The sequence below is a fragment of the Pseudomonas sp. E1BtOHC1 genome, assembly GCF_058744285.1.
This window is the reverse complement of the sequence record NZ_CP196023.1, coordinates 2950371-2973237: the sequence shown is the minus strand read 5'-3', so window position 1 is coordinate 2973237 and position 22867 is coordinate 2950371. Positions and strand designations below refer to the sequence as shown.

Below are 22867 nucleotides of genomic sequence, written 5' to 3'. Positions count from 1 at the left end.
GCTTAAGCATCCGCCAACGCAGACACCACCAGATCGCTGCTGCGCTGGGCGTAGGCCGTCAACACCTGGCGGATCTGCTCCAGATCACGGGCCAGCACCGCGGCCAGCAACTGCTCGAACAACGCCAGGTACTCGCTCATCGACGCCTTGCGCTGATCCAGTGCCAGGTAATAGGCACGGCTCATGGCCGGCTGCAGGTTCTCGACGGTTTCCTGCAGATAAGGGTTGTTGGCGAAAGGATAGGCCGCGCGCATCACGCTGAAGCTGTCCTCGACGAAGGCGCGGATGTCCTGGCGCTCGTAGGCGCCCTCCAGGCGCTGCTGAATCTGCAGGAACGGCGTCATGTCGCTCTGCTGCGCCCAGCCGCTGGCCACCGAATTGCCCAGTAGGATGTACAGCTCGCTCATCAGGGTGCAGAGACTGCGGACCTTGTGCTCGGTGAGCTCGGTCACATGAGCACCACGGCGCGGCAGGATGGCAATCAGATGGCGGCGCTCAAGAATCAGCAAGGCCTCGCGGACCGAACCACGGCTGACATTGAGGGCCAAGGTGACCTTCTGTTCCTGGATGCGCTCTCCAGGCTTGAGATCCCCGCGAATGATACGTTCGGCGAGGTGGTGAGCAATCTGCTCGGCGAGGCTGTCCGGCGCCTTGAACGTCATGGTTTTCCTTCAAAATCTTTAATCGGCACAAGCGGCGCAGTGTAGCGCAATTGCTACATCATCGCGGAGTGCCCCGACAGGGGAATTTGGCATGAAACAAGCAGATTGATGTTGATTCAAGGGTTTCTCAAATGCCGTTCATACTTGAAATGTTGAGCATGGAAAATTCCTGACCTCAAAGTCAGAAAATCATTGACCGAAAAGTCAGACATGACTAAATTCGGCTCAGTTCGCTTAACAACAATAAAGAGTCTGCGAGGCCTTCCGTGATCCAGTTTTTACTCAACCAGGAACTCCGTAGCGAGCACGCCCTGGACCCAAACCTGACCGTGCTCAACTATCTGCGCGAGCATCTGGGAAAACCCGGTACCAAGGAGGGCTGCGCCAGCGGTGACTGCGGCGCCTGCACCGTGGTGGTGGGCGAGTTGCAGATGGATGCCCAGGGCGGCGAATCCATTCGCTATCGCAGCCTCAACTCGTGCCTGACCTTCGTCTCCTCCTTGCACGGCAAACAGCTGATCAGCGTCGAAGGCCTCAAACACCAGGGCCAACTGCACAGCGTGCAGCAGGCCATGGTCGAGTGCCACGGTTCACAATGCGGCTTCTGCACCCCCGGGTTCGTCATGTCGCTGTTCGCCCTGCAAAAGAACAGCAGCGAGCCGAACGCCCACAAAGCCCATGAAGCCCTGGCCGGCAACCTGTGCCGTTGCACCGGCTACCGGCCGATCCTCGCTGCCGCCGAGCAGGCCTGCTGCGGCCAGCAGAGCGATCAGTTCGACGCCCGCCAGACCGAGACCATCAGTCGCCTCAAGGCCATCGCACCCAAGGACACCGGTGAACTCAACAGCGGCGACAAGCGCTGCCTGGTGCCGCTGACCGTGGCCGACCTGGCCGACCTCTACGACGCCTACCCCCAGGCACGGCTGCTGGCCGGCGGCACGGACCTGGCCCTGGAAGTCACCCAGTTCCACCGCACCCTGCCGGTGATGATCTACGTCGGTAACATTGCCGAAATGAAGCGCATCGAGCGCTTTGACGATCGCCTGGAGATTGGCGCGGCCACAGCCCTCACCGACTGCTACGACGCACTGCACGCCGAGTACCCGGATTTCGGCGAATTGCTCCAGCGCTTCGCCTCGTTGCAGATCCGCAACCAGGGCACTCTGGGGGGCAATATCGGCAATGCCTCACCCATCGGCGACTCACCGCCCCTGCTGATCGCCCTGGGCGCACAAATCGTACTGTGCAAGGGCGAGGTACGCCGCACCCTGGCCCTGGAAGACTATTTCATCGATTACCGGGTCACGGCCCGTCAGGACAGCGAGTTCATCGAGAAGATCATCGTGCCCCGGGCCAGCGCCGAACGGCTGTTCCGTGCGTACAAGGTCTCCAAGCGCCTGGACGACGATATCTCCGCGGTCTGCGCGGCCTTCAACCTGCAGATTGAAAACGGCGTGGTCAGCGACGCCCGCATTGCCTTCGGCGGCATGGCGGCGATCCCGAAACGAGCCAAGAGTTGTGAAACCGCACTGATTGGCGCGTCCTGGAACCTGTCCACGGTGGAGCGCGCCTGCGCCGCCCTGGCAGAGGATTTCACCCCGCTTTCGGATTTTCGTGCGAGCAAGGAATACCGCCTGCTGAGTGCACAGAACCTGCTGCGCAAGTACTTCATCGAACTGCAAACACCGCACATCGAGACCCGGGTGACCGCTTATGTCTAATCATCACAAAGTCGAGAAGACTCAAGCCGAACTGACGGCCCTGTTTCACCAGGACCTGACCACGGGCGTCGGCCGCAGCGTCAAGCACGACAGCGCCGACAAACACGTGTCCGGTGAGGCGCAGTACATCGACGACCGCCTGGAATTCCCCAACCAGTTGCACGTCTACGCGCGACTGTCGGACCGAGCCCACGCCAAGGTCATCAGCATCGATACCGCGCCCTGCTATGCCTTCGAGGGTGTGCGCATCGCCATCACCCACGAGGACATTCCCGGCCTGAAGGACATTGGCCCGCTGATGCCCGGCGATCCGCTGCTGGCCATCGACACCGTACAGTTCGTCGGCCAACCGGTGCTGGCGGTGGCGGCCCACGATCTGGAAACAGCGCGCAAGGCGGCCATGGCCGCGATCATCGAGTATGAAGACCTGGAGCCGGTGCTGGACGTAGTGGAAGCCCTGCGCAAGCGTCACTTTGTGCTGGACAGCCACACCCACCAGCGCGGCGACTCGGCCGGCGCGCTGGCCAGTGCCGAACACCGCATTCAGGGCACGCTGCACATCGGCGGCCAGGAACACTTCTACCTGGAAACCCAGATTTCCTCGGTAATGCCCACCGAGGACGGCGGCATGATTGTCTACTGCTCGACCCAGAACCCCACCGAAGTGCAGAAACTGGTGGCGGAAGTGCTCGACGTGTCGATGAACAAGATAGTGGTCGACATGCGGCGCATGGGCGGCGGTTTCGGCGGCAAGGAAACCCAGGCTGCCAGTCCCGCCTGCCTATGCGCCGTGATCGCCCGCCTCACCGGCCAGCCGACCAAGATGCGCCTGCCACGGGTCGAAGACATGCTGATGACCGGCAAGCGCCACCCCTTCTACGTCGAATACGACGTGGGCTTCGACAGTACCGGACGCCTGCACGGCATCCAGCTGGAACTGGCAGGCAACTGCGGCTGCTCACCGGACCTCTCGGCGTCCATCGTCGACCGCGCCATGTTTCACTCCGACAACTCGTACTACCTGGGCGATGCCACCATCAACGGCCATCGCTGCAAGACCAACACCGCGTCGAACACTGCCTATCGCGGCTTCGGCGGCCCGCAAGGCATGGTTGCCATCGAGGAGGTGATGGACGCCATTGCCCGCCACCTGCACCTGGACCCGCTGGCGGTACGCAAGGCCAACTACTACGGCAAGACCGAGCGCAACGTCACCCACTACTACCAGACCGTCGAGCACAACATGCTCGAAGAGATGACTGCCGAATTGGAAGCCAGCAGCCAGTATGCCGAGCGCCGCGAAGCCATACGGCTGTACAACGCCAACAGCCCGATCCTGAAAAAGGGCCTGGCACTGACCCCGGTGAAGTTCGGCATCTCCTTCACCGCCAGTTTCCTCAACCAGGCCGGCGCGCTGATCCACATCTACACCGACGGCAGCATCCACCTGAACCACGGCGGCACCGAAATGGGCCAGGGCCTGAACGTCAAGGTGGCCCAGGTAGTGGCCGAAGTGTTCCAGGTGGATATCGAGCGGGTACAGATCACTGCCACCAACACCGACAAAGTACCCAACACCTCACCGACCGCTGCATCCAGTGGCGCCGACCTCAACGGCAAGGCCGCGCAGAACGCAGCGCAGACCATCAAGTCGCGCCTGGTGGAGTTTGCCGCGCGCAAGTTCCAGGTCAGCGAAGAAGATGTGGAATTCCACAACGGCCACGTGCGTGTCCGCGAGCATATCCTGACCTTCGAGGAACTGATCCAGCAGGCGTATTTCGCCCAGGTGTCGCTGTCCAGCACCGGTTTCTACAAGACCCCGAAGATCTACTACGACCGCGCCCAGGCTCGGGGTCGGCCGTTCTACTACTTCGCCTTTGGCGCAGCCTGCGCCGAGGTGATAGTCGATACCCTGACCGGCGAGTACAAGATGCTGCGTACCGACATCCTGCACGACGTCGGTGCCTCGTTGAACCCGGCCATCGACATCGGCCAGGTAGAAGGCGGTTACATCCAGGGCATGGGCTGGCTGACCACCGAAGAACTGGTGTGGAACGCCAAGGGCAAACTGGTGACCAATGGTCCCGCCAGCTACAAGATCCCGGCGGTGGCCGACATGCCCCTGGACCTGCGGGTCAAGCTGGTGGAGAACCGCAAGAACCCGGAAGACACAGTGTTCCACTCCAAGGCCGTGGGCGAGCCGCCGTTCATGCTTGGCATCGCCGCCTGGTGCGCGATCAAGGACGCAGTGGCCAGCCTTGGCGACTACCGCCATCAACCGCAGATCGATGCCCCGGCGACACCGGAGCGAGTGTTGTGGGGCTGCGAGCAGATGCGTCGCTTGCAGGTGACCAGGGCCGCGGATCAGCAAGTCGAGCTGGCGCCGCTGTAACGGCCTTCGCCGGCAAACCCGCTCCTGCCTCACGCCCGTAGGAGCCGGCTTGCCGGCGCAGAAGCCTGAACAGACCACCAAGATGTCGAGGTAAACATGTACAACTGGATCAGCGCCCTCGCCGACCTGCAGACCCAGGGTGAACCCTGTGTGCTGGTGACCATCATCGAGGAGCTCGGCTCGACGCCGCGTAACGCCGGTTCGAAAATGGTCGTCAGCGCCACCCAGGCCTTCGACACCATCGGCGGCGGGCACCTGGAATACAAGGCCATGCAGATCGCCCGAGACATGCTCGCCAGCGGCCAGCAGGCCACCCATCTGGAGCGCTTCAGCCTCGGCGCCAGCCTTGGCCAGTGCTGCGGCGGCGCCACGGTGCTGCTGTTCGAACCCATGGGCCAGGTGCAAGCGCAGATCGCCGTATTCGGTGCCGGCCATGTCGGCCGCGCCCTGGTGCCGCTCCTGGCCAGCCTGCCGTGCCGGGTACGCTGGATCGATTCCCGGGAACAGGAATTCCCCGAACAGATTCCCCAGGGCGTGCGCAAGATCGTCAGCGACGAGCCGGTGGAGGAAATCGATAACCTGCCGCCTGGCAGCTATTGCATCGTCATGACCCATAATCACCAACTGGACCTGGAGCTGACCGCCGCCCTGCTCAAGCGCAACGATTTCGCCTATTTCGGCCTGATCGGCTCGAAGACCAAGCGGGTGAAGTTCGAGCACCGCTTGCGCGATCGCGGCTTCGACGCGGCCACCTTGCAGCGCATGCGTTGCCCGATGGGGCTCGCTGAAGTCAAAGGCAAGTTGCCCGTGGAAATCGCCATCTCCATTGCCGGTGAGATCATTGCTACCTACAACGCCCATTTCGGCCAGTCCAGCGCCAGCGCCGAACCCATTGCCAAACTGCTGCCGGCCTCGCGCCGCAGCCAGACTTCGAACTGACAAGCCACACACTGAGAACGACCATGCCTTTGACTCGCAAAGCCTACCGTGCCGCCATCCTGCACAGCATCGCCGACCCGGCCGAAGTCGGAATCGAAGCCTCCTATGAGTATTTCGAAGACGGCCTGCTGGTGGTCGAGGACGGCCGGATCAGCGCCCTCGGCCACGCCAGTGAACTGCTTGCCGGCCTGCCCGCCGATGTGCAGATCAATCATTACCCCGACGCCCTGATCACCCCGGGCTTCATCGACACCCACATCCATCTGCCCCAGACCGGCATGGTCGGTGCCTATGGTGAACAGTTGCTGGACTGGCTGAACACCTACACCTTCCCCTGTGAGAGCCAGTTCGCCGATCAGGCCCACGCCGATGAAGTGGCGGACATCTTCATCAAGGAACTGCTGCGCAACGGCACCACCACCGCGCTGGTGTTCGGCAGCGTGCACCCACAGTCGGTCAATGCCTTCTTCGCCGCCGCCGAGAAACTCGACCTGCGGATGATCGCCGGCAAGGTGATGATGGACCGCAACGCCCCGGACTACCTGACCGACACCGCAGAGTCCGGCTACCTGGAAAGCAAGGCACTGATCGAGCGCTGGCACGGCAAGGGCCGCCTGCACTACGCGGTGACCCCGCGTTTCGCCCCGACCAGCACCCCGGAACAACTGACCCTGGCCGGCAAACTGCTGACCGAGTACCCCGATCTCTACATGCAGACTCACATCAGTGAAAACCTGCAGGAGATCGAATGGGTCAAGGAACTGTTCCCGGAGCGCAAGGGTTACCTGGACGTATACGACCACTACCAACTGCTGGGGGAGCGCTCGGTATTCGCCCACGGCGTGCACCTGTGCGACGACGAATGCGTGCGTCTGGCAGAAACCGGTTCGGCCGTGGCCTTCTGCCCAACCTCGAACTTCTTCCTCGGCAGCGGCCTGTTCAACCTGCCCATGGCGGAAAAACACAAACTCAATGTCGGCCTGGGCACCGACGTCGGTGGCGGCACCAGCTTCTCGCTGCTGCAGACCCTGAACGAAGCCTACAAAGTCATGCAGTTGCAAGGCGCACGCCTGAGCCCGTTCAAGTCCCTGTACCTGGCAACCCTGGGCGGCGCCCGCGCCCTGCGCCTGGAAGAGCGGATCGGCACCCTGCACCCTGGTACCGACGCCGACTTCGTGGTCCTCGACTACCACGCCACGCCCTTGCTCAGCTATCGCCTGAAGCAGGCCAACAGCATCGCTGAAACCCTGTTTGTGCTGATGACCCTGGGAGATGATCGCACCGTGCTGCAAACCTACGCCGCCGGCCGGCCAGTCCACCAGCGCTAACCCCGCAAACGAAAAATCCCCCGCTCGCCGAACATCGAACGGGGGATTTTTCATGCCTGAGTCCCAGGCGATCAGGTGAAGACTAGAACGTCACTTCCATGTTCAAGGTCGGCGCCGTGGTCCGCGTACCCCGTCCACCGTCCACCCCGAACTTGTTGTGCCAGTACTCGTAGCCGACGCCCAGGTACAGGTTGGGCTTGACGTTCTTGCCCGGCAGCACCGCAAACATCAGCGACGTCCGCACCAGGGTTTCCGGCGCAGTGTCTCGGTAGTTGTAGTCGTGGCCCTTTTCCCCGATGTAGTTGACGAAGCCCTGGAACTTGGCGGCGTGACTGCCAACTTCGAAGGGGCGCATCCAGGCCAGGTTGAGCAGGTAGGTATCGTCGAAGGTGTGATCCGGGTCCTTGGCCCCGGGGATGCCGGAATGGTTGTTTTCCTTGTAGTACAGCAAGCTCAGGTCCAGCACGCCGACGGTATTGAACTTCAGGGTCGGACCGAAGACCAGGGCGCGTTTCTTGGCCGAGCCCAGGTTGTTGTTGCGGCTGGCATCGAAGCCCAGGGTCAGCGCGTAGTCCTTGACGAGGCCAGTGCCCAGGGGCGTATCGAACACCCGGGACGCGAAGAGCTGGTGACGATAGACGCCGTAGACTTCGCTGCTGCCCTTGTTGGTGCCCTTGCGCGGATCGTCGTTGTCGGAGAGCAGTACGTCCAGGTGCAGGTAGTTGCTGCCGTACTGGTAGCCACTGGCGTGGGTGAAACTGTAGATACGCTTGCTGATGTAGTGCGGATTGTTCGGGTTGGTGAACTCCTTGCCGTACCGAAAGCCGACGCTGTTGTTCATCCACTCCAGGGCGGCTGCTTCCCCTGCTCCGATCAATGTCATCAGCAGGGTTGCGCCTTGTAATGCCTTTTTCATTTTTATTATGTCCTGTGGCGGTGTGGCGTAAGGCAGCTTCGCTGGCTGCCGTCCGCACGCAGTATCGGCACAAGCACCACAGGGCCCAAAGAACAGAATATCGATCAGCGCGCTGCCAAAACGGCAACAGCCGCCCACAGCCATGGACTCAGAGCACTGGCTGGCCGAAGGCGCGCTCGGCCCGCTCGCGAATGGCGATCTCCTCGCCGAGCAGATGCGCCAGCGCCTCCACCGCGCTGGGCAGATCTCGACCGCTGCGGGCATAGAGCCCCAGGTCGCTGTAGATACCACCCTGGTCGCTCAGCGGGATATGCACCAGTTCTCCCTTGCTCAAGTCGCCCTCGACCCCGACCCGGGTCTGGAAGGCCACCCCCATGTTGTGCCGGGCCATCTGCCGCGCCAGCTCCATGGAGTTGCTCTGCAAGGGCGGCTTGTCCAACAGGCCCAGGCGCTTGTGCAACGGCGCCAGCAAGTGATGGATCGACAGCTCGCTCTTGGCCAGGATCAGCCCGTGCTCGGCGCAAGTGGCGAAATTGACGCTGCCCCGCTCGGCCAGGGGATGATCGGGGCTGACCAGGGCCCCCAGGCGAAAATGACCGACGCTCAACGGGCGGATCTCCGGCGCCCTGGGCAGGGCGAACGCCAGGCCCAGGTCCGCACGACTGTTGATCAACGCCTGGGGAATGGATTGCGAGCCCTGTACCGTGACGCCGATGGTCACCTGTGGATAGAGATCGCGCATGCGCTTGAGCACCGAGGGCAGCAGGTCCACCGTCGCGCCTTCCACAGCGGCGATCTCCACATGCCCGCTCTTGAGGCCACGCAAGGCATCGAACTCCAGGCGCACCCGCTCCAGGTCCTGCAGCACCAGATTGACATGACGGCTCATGACCTCTCCCGCCAGTGTCAGGCGCAAGCCGCCCGGCAGGCGTTCGAACAGTGGCGCGCCAATTTCATCCTCGATCTTCAGGATCTGCCGGTTTACCGCCGAAGACGCGACATTCAGGCGCCGAGCGGCCTCGCGGATCGAGTGACAGCGGCGAACCATATCGAAGTAATGGATGGCGGAAGAATGAATGCGTAGCGTTCTACCGATCATGCCGCGGCTCCTTTCGCAGGACCAGAGGCGCACCGATTGCCGGCCGTGAGCCTCGAAGCAGGCACTGTATACAATCCTAGCAAGAATATAAAACAATCTTCCTACTCAGCAGGCAGACCCGCCGCCAAACAAAAATCCCCCGCTGCATAGGGTTACGCAGCGAGGGATTTTCAGTCTGATCGAGGCTTACAGCTTGGCGGTCGGCCGTCCCGGCTTCTTGGTTTGCAGCAGGTGCGAGAACACGGCATGCAGGTCGTCCGAGGCGCTTTCCTCGTCCAGGTTGAGCTTGCTGTCGATGTGATCCATGTGATGCATCATCAGGTTCACCGCCAGCTCGCCGTCTCGGGCCTCGATGGCGTCGATCAGCTGAGTGTGCTCATCGTAGGAGCAGTGGGAGCGGTTGCCGCTTTCGTACTGAGCGATGATCAGCGACGTCTGGGACACCAGGCTGCGCTGGAAGCTGATCAGCGGTGCATTCTTCGCCGCTTCCGCCAGCTTCAGGTGGAATTCCCCGGACAGGCGGATACCGGCACCACGATCACCTCGGGAAAAGCTGTCGCGCTCCTCGTTGACCATCTGCCGCAACTCCAGCAACTGCTCGGCGGTGGCGTGCTGGACCGCCAGCTCGGTAATGGCTCGCTCCACCAGACGCCGGGCGAGAAATACCTGACGGGCTTCCTCGACGCTCGGGCTGGCAACCACCGCCCCCCGATTGGGCCGCAACAGGACCACGCCTTCATGGGCCAGCCGCGACAATGCACGGCGGATGATAGTCCGACTGACTCCGAATATTTCCCCAAGCGCCTCTTCACTCAACTTGGTGCCGGGCGCCAGGCGCTGCTCGAGGATGGCCTCAAAGATGTGCGCGTAGACAATATCGTCCTGGGTTCCGCTGCGACCGGCTTTGCCTGCTCGCGGTTGTTTCTTGAGAGGTTGCAACTGTTCGTTCATGGGCACTCGGGTCGGGAGGACTGCGGCGATTTCGGCGTGACTTTAATACGCCACGGTGGGTCGCTGGCAAGTATCGCGTTAAAACAGGGGCACATTGTACACAACCGCTGGGGATCATTAGCAAAAAGTGTTACCGGCCCCACCACTTATTCAACGACTGTACGGCTATTTGTAGTCACGGCTGTATTGCAATGCAAAGTTGCTTTTAAGTTTAGGCTTGAACCTTGAACCCTATTACCGGCTCGTTGCTTGCGCAGGCTGCAAGCAGCGTTAGCTGGGTGTGGGGTTTGCGTCTTTCAAGAACAAGGAATAGCAGTAATGTCCGATGCCACCCACGCGCAATTACGCCCCCTAGCGGACACTTCGCCCTCCGCCATAGTCGCCGGTTTCATCGCCATGATGACCGGCTACACCAGCTCCCTGGTGCTGATGTTCCAGGCTGGGCAAGCCGCCGGCCTGACCAGCGGTCAGATCTCCTCCTGGATCTGGGCCATCTCCATTGGCATGGCGGTGTGCAGCATCGGCCTGTCCCTGCGCTATCGCACCCCCATCACCATCGCCTGGTCCACACCCGGCGCCGCCCTGCTGATCACCAGCCTGTCGGGGGTGACTTACGGCGAAGCCATTGGCGCCTACATCACTTGCGCGGTCCTGGTGACCATTTGCGGACTCACCGGCAGCTTCGAGCGCCTGGTGAAAAAGATCCCCGCGTCCCTGGCTGCCGCCCTGCTGGCCGGAATCCTGTTCAAGATCGGCAGTGAAATCTTTGTGGCGGCCCAGCACCGCACTGGTCTGGTACTGGGCATGTTCTTCACCTACCTGGTGGTCAAGCGCCTGTCGCCACGTTATGCCGTTCTCGCGGCCCTGCTGATCGGCACTGCACTTTCCGGGCTGATGGGCTTGCTGGACTTCAGTGGCTTCCACCTGGAAGTGGCGACCCCGGTCTGGACCACGCCGCACTTCTCCCTGGCGGCCACCATCAGCATCGGTATTCCGCTGTTCGTGGTAGCCATGACCTCGCAAAACATGCCCGGGATCGCGGTGCTGCGCGCCGACGGCTACAACGTCCCGGCCTCGCCACTGATCACCGCCACCGGCCTGGCTTCGTTGCTGCTGGCGCCGTTCGGTTCCCACGGCATCAACCTGGCGGCCATCAGCGCTGCGATCTGCACCGGCCCCCACGCCCATGAAGATCACAGCAAGCGTTACACCGCCGCAGTGTGGTGCGGAATTTTCTATGGCATCGCCGGGGTCTTCGGCGCCACCCTGGCCGCACTGTTCGCGGCCTTGCCCAAGGAACTGGTGCTGTCCATCGCCGCCCTGGCGCTGTTCGGCTCGATCATCAACGGCTTGAGCATCGCCATGAGTGAAGTGAAGGAGCGAGAAGCGGCGCTGATCACCTTTATGGTGACGGCCTCGGGGTTGACGCTGTTTTCCATTGGCTCGGCATTCTGGGGAATTGTCGCGGGGGTGGTGACCTTGATGATTCTGAATTGGCGCAGCGCCTGATGGGCTTCGCTGGCAAGCCAGCTCCTACACAGACCGGCGCCCGCTGCAGGAGCCGGCCTGCCGGCGAATAGCGCCCACGACAAAACCCGGGGCTGGCCCGTGGCAGAGGCAAGGATACAAAGGGGAAAATCGACAGGTTGCCCTGGGGCAACAACGCATGAGCGACCCGGACGGGCCGCTCATGTATGACATCACGCGACTGGGTTGATCGCGTTGTCCGGGTACCAGACGTCCAGCAGCGGGCTGACTTCAACGCTGGTCAGCTCGGTACGGCCTTTGAGCCAGGCTTCAACAGCTGCACGCTGTGCTTCGCTGACGGAACCGCGCTTGCTCAGGCAAACCAGACCGAAGTCATCGCCGCCGACATAGCCCAGACCGTTGGCTTCCATCGCTTCTTTGAGGAACGCGTCGAGGAAAGCGTCAATAGCTTCTTCAGCCAGATCTTCTTTGAAATCCAGGTTCAGCTCAAAACCCAGCTCCTGAAATTCATCTACGCAGAGTTTTTTGCGCAGACGGCGGGAACGGTTAGTGGCCATGGAACAATCCTCATAAGTAATAACGGGCGGCACTTTACCAGTTTAGGCGGGCGATTGCCTGACTCTATGAGGATGCAGGACCGCCATTGGTAAAAAAAATACCGCCCTGGCGGCCCGTGGCACGGCACAAGCCGCTATACCTTGGGGCATAATGCCGACACTTTCATGACCACTGAGGGATTTTATCTGCATGCCCTCGCCTTTTTTCCCCTCGACTGCAGGGTTCCACTTCATATGATCAAATCGTTGCGTCCTCTGTTGCTTGCCAGTGTTTTTCTTCCCCTGGCATTCCCTGTCTCCGCGGCTCCGGTCAACACCACCCTGACCCCCAAGGTTCAACAAGCCCTCAAAGCCAGCAAACTCCCGGACAACGCCCTGTCGCTGGTGATGATTCCCCTTAACGGCCCTGGCACGCCGACGATTTTCAACGCCGATGTCTCGGTCAACCCGGCCTCCACCATGAAGCTGGTGACCACCTACGCGGCCCTGGAAATGCTCGGCCCGACCCATCAATGGAAGACCGAGTTCTACACCGACGGCACCCTCAGCGGTGGGATTCTCAACGGTAATCTCTATCTCAAGGGCGGCGGCGATCCCAAGCTGAACATGGAGAAGCTCTGGCTGCTGATGCGTGACCTGCGGGCCAATGGCGTGCAGCAAGTCACCGGCGACCTGGTGCTGGACCGCAACTACTTCGTGCAACCGCAATTGCCGGAGTTCAATGACGACGGCAACGACGAGAACAAGCCGTTCCTGGTCAAGCCCGACGCGCTGATGGTCAACCTCAAGGCCCTGCGCTTCGTCGCCCGCAATGATTCCGGCCGAGTACTGGTGTCGGTGGAGCCGCCGATCGCCAAGATCCGCATCGACAACCAGGTCAAGGCCGTCAACACCAAGCAGTGCACTGGCGATGTTCGCTACAACCCGGTGACCCAGGCCGATGGCAGCGTGATCGTCACCGTTGGCGGCCAGCTCGGTGATGGCTGCAGCTCCCAGACCTACCTGTCGCTGCTGGACCATGCCACCTACACCGCCGGCGCGGTGCGGGCGATCTGGAGCGAGCTGGGCGGCAGCATCCAGGGCAAGGACCGCCTCGCGGTAGTCCCCAAGGATGCCAAGGTCCTGGCCCGTGCCTTCTCTCCGGACCTCGCGGAGATCATCCGCGACATCAACAAATACAGTAACAACACCATGGCCCAGCAGCTGTTCCTGAGCCTGGGGGCCAAGTACCGCAACGAAGCCGACGGCGATGACGCCAAGGCGGCCCAGCGCGTGGTGCGCCAGTGGCTGGCGAAAAAAGGCATCACCGCGCCGCATCTGGTGATGGAGAACGGCTCCGGCCTGTCTCGTGCCGAACGGGTCAGCGCCCGAGAAATGGCCGGCCTGCTGCAAGCGGCATGGAAGAGCCCCTACGCCGCCGAGTTCATCAGCTCCATGCCCATTGCCGGCATGGACGGCACCATGCGCAAGCGCCTGAAGCGTACCGCCATGTCCGGTGAGGCCCACATCAAGACCGGCACCCTGAACACCGTGCGCGCCATCGCCGGCTATAGCCGCGACGACAACGGCAACACCTGGGCGGTGGTGGCGATCCTCAACGATCCACGCCCCTTCGGCGCCTCTTCGGTGCTGGATCAGGTGCTGCTGGATCTGTATCGCCAGCCAAAACTGGCCACCAGCGCATCAGTTCTGTAACTCGCTGTTCCGACAGTGGCGGCCCCGCTCCGCCACTGTCAGCGATCAGGGCAGCTCTGGCTGGACTCGATCGCGTCCGGCCTGCTTGGCGGCATAGACCCCGGAGTCGGCCCGCAACAGCAAGCCATCCGCCCCCTCGCCTTCGCGCCAGCTGGCAATGCCAAAGCTGGCGGTGACACTGCCCACGGGCTCGATCGGCGAGCTGCGCAGTCCCTGCCACAGTTCCTGAGCCAGGATCAGCGCCTGCTGGGCACTGGTGCCCGGACACAGCACCATGAACTCCTCACCGCCGAGGCGGCAGAACACATCGGTACGCCGCAGACGCCCGCCAATGCGAGCACACAACCCCCGCAACACTTGATCCCCCACTCCGTGCCCGTACTGGTCGTTGATCCGCTTGAAATGATCGATGTCCAGCATGATCACCGCCATATCGCCTCCGACACGTTCCAGACGCTGCATTTCATTCTGCAACTGTTCCTGGAAATAGCGCCGGTTGTGAATGCCCGTCAGGGAGTCGGTCACCGACAATGCGCGCAACTCTTCCTCGACCCGCTTGAGGTCTGAAATGTCCGAGATATAGCCGTGCCAGAGCACCCCGCCGCCCTTCAGGCTTTCCGGGGTCGCCGCGCCACGCATCCAGCGCAGCCTCCGTTGCGGCAGGCAGACCCGGTACTCCTCGCGCCACGGACTGAGCTGCTGAGCGGAAACCTGGATCGACTTGCGTACCCGCTGCACATCCTCGGGATGGATACGCTCGAACACCGCCTCGGCATTCTCCTGCAGCAACTGCGGCTCGATCTCGTAGATTTCGCGAATGCCATCGCTGGCATAGGTGAAGCTCGCGTGTCCGGCGGCATCCAGCTTGAACTGGTAGATCCCTCCGGGAACATGGGCACTGAGCCTTTTCAACAGGCGATCCCTTGCCGCCAGGGCTTCGTGCACCCGCTTGCGCTCGGTGATGTCAATGCAGATGGCCAGGTGACCGATCCACAGCCCCTGGTCATCCAGCACCGGAGTCGCCAGCATATTCACTTGCAGGTGGCTGCCGTCACGCCTGACCAGCGTCCACTCCCGCGCCTCATGGCCACCGGCCAGGCCTTCTTCCACCAGCATGGCCTGAGACACCGGAATCGCCTTGCCATAGCGCTGGGTAAGACTCTGGGCCCAGCTTTCCAGCTCCTGGGGCAGGTGCAGGCTTTCCAGGGTCAGGTGGCCCACCGCTTCACTGCTGCTGTAGCCGAGCATCTGCTCGGCCCCGGCATTGAAGGTACTGATGACCCCACGCAGGTCCGTGGCGATGATCGCCACCTGGGTAGCGGCATTGAGGACGCAACGCAACTGACTGTGAGTGCCGCGCAATTCCTGTTCGCGACTGCGCAGCTCCCCAGTGCGTTGCTCCACCAGGGCCAAAGCCCGTTGCCGCTGGCTCACCAGCACATAGAGCAAGGCGCTGAGCAGCAGACTGAGCATGCCACCGAGAATCACCAGACTGCTCAGGGAAGAGTGGTTGGCATGCAGGAACGCCGCGCTGGGGCGAATATCTACCTGATAATCCCGGTCCGCCAGGCGTAGCAGGCGGCTGGCCGTCAGGTGACTGGTGATCGGTGGATTGTTCGATTCATAGAGCACCTCGTGCTGACCCTCGGTGGACAGATCGAGAATCCGCACCGACAGGTTGTCGCTGGCCGGCACCGGCAAGCCGTCCGCCACCAGTTGCCGCAGGCTGATCACCGCCAGCACATAACCGTAGGGCCTGGCCTGGGGCAAGGGGCTGTCCTGGGGTCGCCTGACCGGCGCCGCCAGCAGCACACCCCGGGCATAGGCAGGGTCCACGGCAACCAGATGCAAAGGCGGTGAAACCGCCAGGCCGTTGAGCTCCCTGGCCCGCTCCAGAGTAGCCCGGCGCTGAGGCTGGGCCAGCAAGTCATACCCCAGAGGCGAGCCCAGAGGGCTTTGGGTCTGGCTATACAGAACCGGGGCAAAGTCTTCCTGCTCACCCGCCGGCTCCATCTGGCCGCTGGCGTTCAATTGCAGAATGGTAAACCCCGGAACGCCCTGATCCCGCACCGCCTGTTCGAACGCCGGCCGCTGGGCACGACTCACCAGAGGCGCCCAGGCATAGGCCTGGGTGCGCCGCAGCAAGGGCTTGGCGTAACCATCGAAGTCCTGGCGGGTTACCAGATCGGAATTAACAAAGAAACGCCGCAAACCGTCCAGGCGTTGCTCCTGGTCTTGAAAGCGCTCTTCGATACGGCTGTAGCGTTCGCTGGCCAGCAATTGAAAGCGTTGGCGCAGCTGCTGTTTGTTCAGGTTGTAAGTGGACCAGGCCAGCAGCCCGGTGAGAATGCTGCCCGCAAGCAACACCAGCACGGCCACTAGCCAGGCAGATACTTCTTCACTAATGAAACCCAGGATTTTCGGGCGTACCACATGCAACGGCATAAGTAGAACTCATCACGCCAGCGAGTTTGGGTGTCATCCGGACTTGGTGTGAGTTATAGCTATTAGCCATTAATTTGACCAGCGTTAAACAGCCCCCAAAGCCCGAAAAAACGGGCTTTGGGGACTTATCCGGCCATCAGCGGGCGCTGATTTTCCAGGCGCGGTGAATTTTGCTGTTACGGGCAAAATCCGGGTCGATGGTTTTCGCCGTGATCTCCTCGACCTGATAGCGCGCGGCGAGGTTCTCATCCAACTGGAACTTGCGGAAGTTGTTGGAGAAGTACAGCACGCCACCCGGGGCCAGGCGGGCCATGGCCAGGTCCAGCAACTGCACCTGGTCACGCTGGACGTCGAACACCCCTTCCATGCGCTTGGAGTTGGAGAAGGTCGGCGGATCGATGAAGATCAGGTCGAACTCGTCACGGCAGCTGTCCAGCCAGGCCATCACATCGCCCTGCTCCAGACGGTTCTTGTCGGAGAAACCGTTGAGGGAGAAGTTGCGTCGCGCCCAGTCCAGGTAGGTTTTCGACAGGTCGACACTGGTGGTGCTGCGGGCTCCGCCCTTGGCCGCGTGCACACTGGCGGTGGCGGTGTAGCAGAACAGGTTGAGGAAACGCTTGCCGGCAGCCTCTTTCTGAATGCGCATGCGCATCGGCCGATGATCGAGAAACAGCCCGGTATCCAGGTAGTCGGTCAGGTTCACCAGCAGCTTGACTCCGCCTTCGCGGACTTCGGTGAACTGGCCCTGGGCGCTCTGGCGCTCGTATTGCTTGGTGCCGCTCTGACGCTCGCGACGCTTGATCACCACCCGGCTCTTGTCCACGTTCAATGCCTGGGGAATCGCCGCCAGGGCATCGAACAGACGCGCCTGGGCCTTCTCCGGGTCCACCGACTTGGGCGCCGCGTACTCCTGAACGTGCACCCAGTCCTGATACAGGTCGATGGCCAGGGAGTATTCCGGCATGTCGGCGTCATAGACCCGGTAGCACTCGACACCTTCGCGCTTGGCCCACTTGCCCAGCAGCTTGAGGTTCTTTTGCAGACGGTTGGCAAACATCTGCCCGCCCTCGCTCAGGCGGGCCTGCTCGACCACCGGAGCCGGGGTCGGAGCCGGCTTGATCGGATTGCCGTTCTTGTTGTACTGGCGCACTGGCGCTTCGTCAGCAGCGGCCTGGGCCTGCTCGCGTTCCACCTGACGCTGCTCGGCAGTGCGACGCTCGCCGGTGACGAACTGATCCGGCAGCACCTTGATCAGCAGCAGCTTGCACGGCAAGGCGCCGTTCCAGAACGAGTACTGCTTGTGGCTGCGAATGCCCATGCGCTTGCCCAGGTCCGGGGCGCCGGTGAACACCGCCGCTTCCCAGTTCAGGCAGGCCTGACGCAGGCGCTCGCCGAGGTTCTGGTAGAGGTAAAGCAGGCTGGCTTCATCACCCAGGCGCTCGCCGTAGGGCGGGTTGCAGATCACCAGGCCTTTCTGGTTCTGGTCCGGGCGCGGCTCGAACGTGCCCACTTCGCCCTGGTAGATCTTGATCCAGTCGCTGAGACCGGCGCGCTCGACGTTGTTGCGACCCGGCTGGATCAATCGTGGATCGGCCTCGTAGCCGCGAATCCACAGCGGTGGCTTGGCCAAGCCGGCCTGGGCCCGAGCCAGTGCTTCATCGTGCAGTTTGCGCCACAGCGCCGGCACATGGCCGAGCCAGGCGGTAAAGCCCCACTGCTCGCGCTTGAGGTTGGGGGCAATGTCCGCGGCAATCATCGCCGCTTCCACCAGGAAGGTGCCGACACCGCACATCGGGTCAGCCAGTGCTCCGCCTTGCGCGGCGATACGTGGCCAGCCGGAGCGGATCAGGATCGCCGCCGCCAGGTTTTCCTTTAGCGGCGCGGCGCCTTGCTGCAGGCGGTAGCCGCGCTGGTGCAGGCTGTGGCCGGAAAGATCCAGGGACAGGATGGCTTCACCGCGATCCAGGCGCAGGTGGATGCGCAAGTCCGGATTGAGCTTGTCCACCGAAGGACGCTCACCAGTAGGTGTGCGCAGCTTGTCGACAATGGCGTCCTTGACCTTAAGGGCGCCGAAGTGGGTGTTGTCGATGCCTGAACCGTGACCGCTGAACTCCACCGCCAGGGTGCCATCGGCCAGCATATGGTCTTGCCAGTCGACATCCAGCACACCGTGGTAGAGGTCCTCAGCGTCCTTCATTGGAAAGCGCTTGAGGACCAGCAGCACCCGGTTGGCCAGGCGCGACCACAGACACAACCGATAGGCCGTCTCCATGTCAGCCATGCCGCGCACGGCAGAAGTGTGCTCACGCGCTTGCTCAAGGCCAAGCCCGACGGCTTCCTCGATCAGCAGGCCTTCAAGGCCTTTGGGACAGGTGAGGAAGAGTTCGTAACGATCCGACATGGGAGTACCAGGGCCTTTAGCAATAAGTGAACGGACAACGCATCGCCCGTTCGGTTTTCAATCAAGCGCTTTTCTTCAAGAGCGCTCGTGTGGCACGAAACTGTGCCGTCCCACCCCGGCAGGCAGGCTTTCTTGCAGGGCAAAAGAGCTTAGAGGCCGGGACAGATAAAAAGTCAGGGCAACAAAATGACATAAGTCGACCCTTCGTCGAATAGTAGTTGAGTGCAACCGTTCGACATTCTCACTAAAGCATTAACCTCATCATCTAGTGAGAGGCTGATCACAGCGGGCTTTGCCTGACAAACAGGCTAAAAAACCCGCCCCGGCTTATGGCCTGGACAGCATTTTCGTTACGTCCTTATGACAAAACGATCATTCACTTGCTGTGACCTATTGGTTAGAACTCAACACAGGTTGGCGCCGCAATGGCGTCAACATCAAGGCTCGCGACGCCGGCAGCGAGCACCAACGGCAGAGACAATCTGCCCGACCTCAGAAGAAGGTCGACGGGACATAAGACAGTCAACAAGTGAGGGAAACACCCTATGAGAAGACTAAAGCGTGATCCGTTGGAAAGAGCATTTTTACGCGGATATCAGTATGGCGTTAATGGCAAGTCCCGTGAGCTTTGCCCATTTACTCTACCGTCGGTACGCCAAGCCTGGATTAACGGCTGGCGAGAAGGACGCGGCGACAACTGGGACGGTATGACAGGCACTGCGGGCATCCACAGACTCAACGAACTTCGCGCTGTCGGCTGATCAGGGCACATTCCGACACCTAAAACTTGAATAGATAACGACTTAACCACGCACGCCCCATCCGGGCGGCGGGCTTCGGCCCAGGGGCTCCTTCGAGGAGCCCTTTTTTATGCCCGCGCTTGCGCCCGTTCTTATCGGCCCATGGCCGCGATAGCATCCACCGACTCGCGAATCAACGCCGGCCCCTTATAGATGAAGCCCGAATACAGCTGCACCAGGCTGGCGCCCGCGGCGATCTTCTCAGCCGCGTGCTTGCCTTCAGTGATGCCGCCCACGGCAATGATCGGTAAACGGCCGGCCAGCTCAGTCGCCAGTACCTTGACCGTATGGGTGCTCTTGTCTCGCACCGGCGCGCCGGATAGACCGCCCGCCTCGTCGCCATACTCCATGCCTTCGACGCCTTCACGGCTCAGGGTAGTGTTGGTGGCGATCACTGCGTCCATGCCGGTTTCCAGCAGGGCGCGGGCCACTTCCACGGTTTCCTCGTCGCTCATGTCCGGGGCAATCTTGATGGCCAGCGGCACACGCTTGCCGTGGATTGCGGCCAATTCCTGCTGGCGCTGGCTCAAAGCCGCAAGCAGCTGCTTGAGGGACTCGCCGAACTGCAGGCTGCGCAAGCCCGGGGTGTTGGGCGAGCTGACATTGACCGTGACATAGCTGGCATGGGCATAGACCTTGTCCAGGCAGATCAGGTAGTCATCCACCGCTCGCTCTACCGGCGTGTCGAAGTTCTTGCCGATATTGATCCCCAGCACGCCCTTGTATTGGGAGGCAGCGACCCGCGCCAGCAGATTATCGACCCCAAGATTGTTGAAGCCCATGCGGTTGATGATGGCTTCGGCCTGAGGCAGACGGAAGATCCGCGGCTTGGGGTTGCCCGGCTGCGGACGCGGGGTGACGGTGCCGATTTCGACGAAGCCAAAGCCCAGTTGAGCGAAGCCGTCGATGGCGGCGCCGTTCTTGTCCAGACCGGCAGCCAGACCCACCGGATTCGGAAACTCCAGGCCCATGACCTGCACCGGCAACTGCGCCGGCGCCTTGCACAACAGACCGTTAAGGCCCAAACGCCCGCCCGCACCGATCAGGTCCAGGGACAGATCGTGGGAGGTTTCCGGGGAGAGTTTGAACAACAGCTGGCGGGCCAGGGTATACATGGGCGGGATGAACTCGGTTGGCGGCGAATAAGGCGCCGATTATAGCCGCGCCCGGGGCTTGCAGGCGAGGCGCAGAATGAAATCCCCGGCAATGGCATATGCCTTGCACCCACTTGCTTCATCAGACCTGCGCCAATGGCGGTCCAGGTTCAAGGACAACGGCGTCGTCACCCGCACGGGCTTTGCCTGGCCAGTGGGTACGACGCTTTTTTATGCAAGGTGCCAAGCCATGACTGAACACCCCAACTCCGCGCTGGCCTGGGTCAACGGCAGCGACGCCCCGGAAAAGTCCGCCATCAACCTGGGCTTCATGGCCCTGACCGATTGCGCCTCAGTGGTGGTCGCCGCCACCCAGGGCTTTGCCCAGCCCTACGGGCTGACCCTGAACCTCAAGCGCCAGAGCTCCTGGGCCGGGCTGCGGGACAAGCTGGTGAGCGGCGAACTGGACGCAGCCCACAGTCTGTACGGCCTGATCTACGCCGTGCACCTGGGCATCGGCGGGACCCATGCCTGCGACATGGCCGTGCTCATGGGCCTGAACCAGAACGGCCAGAGCATCAACCTGTCCCGGGAACTGCAGGCCCTCAAGGTGACCAGCCCTGATGCATTGGACCGCCATGTGCACCAAAGCCGGGCACGACTGACCTTCGCCCAGACCTTCCCCACCGGTACCCACGCCATGTGGCTGTACTACTGGCTGGCCAGCCAGGGTATCCACCCGCTGCAGGATGTCGACAGCGTGGTGGTGCCGCCGCCGCAGATGGTGGCTCATCTGCAGGCCGGGCGCATCGACGGGTTCTGCGTCGGCGAACCCTGGAGCGCCAGTGCAGTGCAGCAGGATCAGGGCTTCACCCTGGCCACCAGCCAGGCGATTTGGCCGGATCACCCGGAAAAAGTCCTTGGCTGCACCCGTGCCTTCGTCGAGCAATACCCCAACACCGCCCGGGCCCTGGTGATGGCGATTCTCGAAGCCAGCCGCTTTATCGAGCAAAGCCCGGAAAACCGCCGCAGCACTGCCCAGTTGCTGAGCGCCGCCGATTACCTGAATGCACCGCTGGACTGCATCGAGCCGCGGCTGCTGGGGGATTACGCCGACGGCCTGGGCAATCGCTGGCAGGACCCCCACGCCCTGCGCTTTCACCACCATGGCGCCGTCAACCTGCCCTACCTGTCCGACGGCATGTGGTTCATGACCCAGTTCCGGCGCTGGGGCCTGCTGCGTGAGGACCCGGATTACCTGGGCGTCGCTCGCCAGGTGCAGCAGCTTGAGCTGTACCGCGAGGCCGCCACCGCGCTGGGCATCGCCGCCTGGGGCCAGGACATGCGCAGCAGCCAGTTGATCGATGGCAAGGTGTGGGACGGTTCTAAGCCTGCCGCCTATGCCCGCAGCTTCCGCCTGCATGCGCTGAACGACACCCCTCCCCTTGTTGCCCAGCGCTGACCGGAGCCCGCGAACATGCTGCGTATCCTGCTGATCAACGACACCGCGAAAAAAGTCGGAAGGCTCAAGGCCGCCCTCAGCGAAGCCGGTTTCGAGGTGATTGACGAATCCGGCCTGACCATCGACCTGCCGGGCCGCGTCGAAACGGTGCGTCCGGACGTGATCCTGATCGATACCGAGTCACCCAGCCGCGATGTCATGGAGCAAGTGGTGCTGGTCAGCCGCGATCAACCACGACCCATCGTGATGTTCACCGATGAACACGATCCGGGGGTGATGCGCCAGGCGATCAAGTCCGGGGTCAGCGCCTACATCGTCGAGGGCATCCAGGTCCAGCGCCTGCAACCGATTCTCGACGTGGCCATGGCACGTTTTGAAAGCGACCAGGCCCTGCGCGCGCAACTCCAGGCCCGGGACCAGCAACTGGCCGAACGCAAGCGCATCGAGCTGGCCAAGGGCCTGTTGATGAAGATGAAAGACTGCGACGAAGAACAGGCCTACACCCTGATGCGCCGCCAGGCCATGAGCAAACAACAGAAGCTGATCCAGGTCGCGGAACAGATCATCGCCATGCAGGAACTGCTGGGCTGACCCCCGCCCCGTAGGAGCCGGCTTGCCGGCGAACAGGCGTCTGAACCTTGGGCCAGTCTTGAGGACGTCTTCGCTGGCAAGCCAGCTCCTACAGCCAGCTCCACAGCCGGCTCCTGAGCCAGTTCCTGCCGCCGGTGTCGACCGGGGTTGGCGCGGCTCTTGCTATCAGATCCACAACGGTAACCAACGGCGGTTGCCCCACCTACGACAAAGACGTCGCGCACCCTGCTCGCCCTCAACGAGCCGGGTGCCGACGTTTTTTCGTTTTGGCCCCATTGACCGGGGTCGGTGGCGCGGCCGTGGCGGCGCTCCACCTGCAAGCTCAT

17 protein-coding genes are annotated in these 22867 nt (G+C 62.1%); 9 read left to right on the top strand and 8 right to left on the bottom strand.

Annotation, left to right across the window (positions count from 1 at the left end):
- Positions 1–2: 2 nt before the first annotated feature.
- On the bottom strand, positions 3–662 hold the full coding sequence (locus tag ACSSVC_RS13765) for a GntR family transcriptional regulator (RefSeq protein ID WP_346631826.1): 660 nt from the start codon (positions 660–662) through the stop codon (positions 3–5).
- 266 nt (positions 663–928) lie between these two features.
- Here ACSSVC_RS13765 and xdhA point away from each other — a divergent pair, with 266 nt between their 5' ends.
- The 4 genes from xdhA (at position 929) to guaD (ending at position 7042) form a co-directional block, all read left to right on the top strand.
- Positions 929–2383, top strand: coding sequence for a xanthine dehydrogenase small subunit (gene xdhA, locus ACSSVC_RS13760; protein ID WP_346631827.1), 1455 nt, complete (start codon positions 929–931; stop codon positions 2381–2383).
- On the top strand, positions 2376–4775 hold the full coding sequence (gene xdhB / locus ACSSVC_RS13755; protein ID WP_492612407.1) for a xanthine dehydrogenase molybdopterin binding subunit: 2400 nt from the start codon (positions 2376–2378) through the stop codon (positions 4773–4775). The genes xdhA and xdhB overlap by 8 nt, the downstream gene beginning before the upstream one ends.
- A 96-nt stretch (positions 4776–4871) precedes the next feature.
- Complete coding sequence (gene xdhC / locus ACSSVC_RS13750) at positions 4872–5714, top strand: xanthine dehydrogenase accessory protein XdhC (RefSeq protein WP_492612406.1); 843 nt, start codon at positions 4872–4874, stop codon at positions 5712–5714.
- A 23-nt stretch (positions 5715–5737) separates the two neighbouring features.
- Positions 5738–7042: a guanine deaminase gene (guaD, locus tag ACSSVC_RS13745; protein WP_404938838.1), complete on the top strand. Its 1305-nt coding sequence runs from the start codon at positions 5738–5740 to the stop codon at positions 7040–7042.
- A gap of 82 nt (positions 7043–7124) precedes the next feature.
- Here guaD and ACSSVC_RS13740 read toward each other — a convergent pair whose 3' ends face one another.
- The 3 genes from ACSSVC_RS13740 to ACSSVC_RS13730 all read right to left on the bottom strand — a co-directional run bounded on the left by ACSSVC_RS13740 (position 7125) and on the right by ACSSVC_RS13730 (position 10008).
- Positions 7125–7958, bottom strand: coding sequence for a nucleoside-binding protein (locus tag ACSSVC_RS13740; protein WP_346631831.1), 834 nt, complete (start codon positions 7956–7958; stop codon positions 7125–7127).
- A 148-nt stretch (positions 7959–8106) separates the two neighbouring features.
- The gene (locus tag ACSSVC_RS13735) at positions 8107–9057 is read right to left on the bottom strand and encodes a LysR family transcriptional regulator (RefSeq protein ID WP_404938834.1); all 951 of its coding nucleotides are present in this window, start codon (positions 9055–9057) and stop codon (positions 8107–8109) included.
- 186 nt (positions 9058–9243) lie between these two features.
- On the bottom strand, positions 9244–10008 hold the full coding sequence (locus tag ACSSVC_RS13730) for a GntR family transcriptional regulator (RefSeq protein ID WP_025128787.1): 765 nt from the start codon (positions 10006–10008) through the stop codon (positions 9244–9246).
- 318 nt (positions 10009–10326) lie between these two features.
- Between ACSSVC_RS13730 and ACSSVC_RS13725 the strand changes: the two genes are divergently transcribed.
- Entirely contained in the window at positions 10327–11517 is a 1191-nt protein-coding gene (locus tag ACSSVC_RS13725; RefSeq protein ID WP_346631833.1) for a benzoate/H(+) symporter BenE family transporter, read from the top strand.
- 191 nt (positions 11518–11708) lie between these two features.
- On the opposite strand, the gene ACSSVC_RS13720 is transcribed toward ACSSVC_RS13725, so the two are convergent.
- Complete coding sequence (locus ACSSVC_RS13720) at positions 11709–12053, bottom strand: YggL family protein (protein ID WP_102863834.1); 345 nt, start codon at positions 12051–12053, stop codon at positions 11709–11711.
- 234 nt (positions 12054–12287) lie between these two features.
- Between ACSSVC_RS13720 and dacB the strand changes: the two genes are divergently transcribed.
- Complete coding sequence (gene dacB / locus ACSSVC_RS13715; protein WP_346631834.1) at positions 12288–13748, top strand: D-alanyl-D-alanine carboxypeptidase/D-alanyl-D-alanine endopeptidase; 1461 nt, start codon at positions 12288–12290, stop codon at positions 13746–13748.
- Between the two features lie 45 nt (positions 13749–13793).
- Here the strand turns inward: dacB and ACSSVC_RS13710 are convergent, their stop codons facing one another.
- Positions 13794–16193, bottom strand: coding sequence for a sensor domain-containing diguanylate cyclase (locus ACSSVC_RS13710; protein WP_492612405.1), 2400 nt, complete (start codon positions 16191–16193; stop codon positions 13794–13796).
- Between the two features lie 136 nt (positions 16194–16329).
- Positions 16330–18594, bottom strand: coding sequence for a bifunctional 23S rRNA (guanine(2069)-N(7))-methyltransferase RlmK/23S rRNA (guanine(2445)-N(2))-methyltransferase RlmL (rlmKL, locus tag ACSSVC_RS13705; RefSeq protein ID WP_404938828.1), 2265 nt, complete (start codon positions 18592–18594; stop codon positions 16330–16332).
- Between the two features lie 545 nt (positions 18595–19139).
- On the opposite strand from rlmKL, the gene rmf reads away from it, so the two are divergent.
- Positions 19140–19355, top strand: coding sequence for a ribosome modulation factor (gene rmf, locus ACSSVC_RS13700; RefSeq protein WP_016965693.1), 216 nt, complete (start codon positions 19140–19142; stop codon positions 19353–19355).
- Between the two features lie 131 nt (positions 19356–19486).
- Here the strand turns inward: rmf and ACSSVC_RS13695 are convergent, their stop codons facing one another.
- A complete protein-coding gene (locus ACSSVC_RS13695; RefSeq protein ID WP_492612404.1) occupies positions 19487–20509 on the bottom strand; it encodes a quinone-dependent dihydroorotate dehydrogenase in 1023 nt (340 codons plus the stop codon).
- A gap of 229 nt (positions 20510–20738) precedes the next feature.
- On the opposite strand from ACSSVC_RS13695, the gene ACSSVC_RS13690 reads away from it, so the two are divergent.
- A complete protein-coding gene (locus ACSSVC_RS13690; RefSeq protein ID WP_492612403.1) occupies positions 20739–21950 on the top strand; it encodes a CmpA/NrtA family ABC transporter substrate-binding protein in 1212 nt (403 codons plus the stop codon).
- Positions 21951–21965: 15 nt separating this feature from the next.
- On the top strand, positions 21966–22541 hold the full coding sequence (locus tag ACSSVC_RS13685; protein ID WP_015634757.1) for an ANTAR domain-containing response regulator: 576 nt from the start codon (positions 21966–21968) through the stop codon (positions 22539–22541).
- The last annotated feature ends 326 nt before the right edge of the window (positions 22542–22867 follow it).

Coding starts and splice junctions, on each gene's coding strand:
- ACSSVC_RS13765 (WP_346631826.1), bottom strand. CDS start 662: ATGACGTTCAAGGCGCCGGACAGCCTCGCCGAGCAGATTGCTCACCAC.
- xdhB (WP_492612407.1), top strand. CDS start 2,376: ATGTCTAATCATCACAAAGTCGAGAAGACTCAAGCCGAACTGACGGCC.
- xdhC (WP_492612406.1), top strand. CDS start 4,872: ATGTACAACTGGATCAGCGCCCTCGCCGACCTGCAGACCCAGGGTGAA.
- guaD (WP_404938838.1), top strand. CDS start 5,738: ATGCCTTTGACTCGCAAAGCCTACCGTGCCGCCATCCTGCACAGCATC.
- ACSSVC_RS13740 (WP_346631831.1), bottom strand. CDS start 7,958: ATGAAAAAGGCATTACAAGGCGCAACCCTGCTGATGACATTGATCGGA.
- ACSSVC_RS13735 (WP_404938834.1), bottom strand. CDS start 9,057: ATGATCGGTAGAACGCTACGCATTCATTCTTCCGCCATCCATTACTTC.
- ACSSVC_RS13730 (WP_025128787.1), bottom strand. CDS start 10,008: ATGAACGAACAGTTGCAACCTCTCAAGAAACAACCGCGAGCAGGCAAA.
- ACSSVC_RS13725 (WP_346631833.1), top strand. CDS start 10,327: ATGTCCGATGCCACCCACGCGCAATTACGCCCCCTAGCGGACACTTCG.
- ACSSVC_RS13720 (WP_102863834.1), bottom strand. CDS start 12,053: ATGGCCACTAACCGTTCCCGCCGTCTGCGCAAAAAACTCTGCGTAGAT.
- dacB (WP_346631834.1), top strand. CDS start 12,288: ATGATCAAATCGTTGCGTCCTCTGTTGCTTGCCAGTGTTTTTCTTCCC.
- ACSSVC_RS13710 (WP_492612405.1), bottom strand. CDS start 16,193: ATGCCGTTGCATGTGGTACGCCCGAAAATCCTGGGTTTCATTAGTGAA.
- rlmKL (WP_404938828.1), bottom strand. CDS start 18,594: ATGTCGGATCGTTACGAACTCTTCCTCACCTGTCCCAAAGGCCTTGAA.
- rmf (WP_016965693.1), top strand. CDS start 19,140: ATGAGAAGACTAAAGCGTGATCCGTTGGAAAGAGCATTTTTACGCGGA.
- ACSSVC_RS13695 (WP_492612404.1), bottom strand. CDS start 20,509: ATGTATACCCTGGCCCGCCAGCTGTTGTTCAAACTCTCCCCGGAAACC.
- ACSSVC_RS13690 (WP_492612403.1), top strand. CDS start 20,739: ATGACTGAACACCCCAACTCCGCGCTGGCCTGGGTCAACGGCAGCGAC.
- ACSSVC_RS13685 (WP_015634757.1), top strand. CDS start 21,966: ATGCTGCGTATCCTGCTGATCAACGACACCGCGAAAAAAGTCGGAAGG.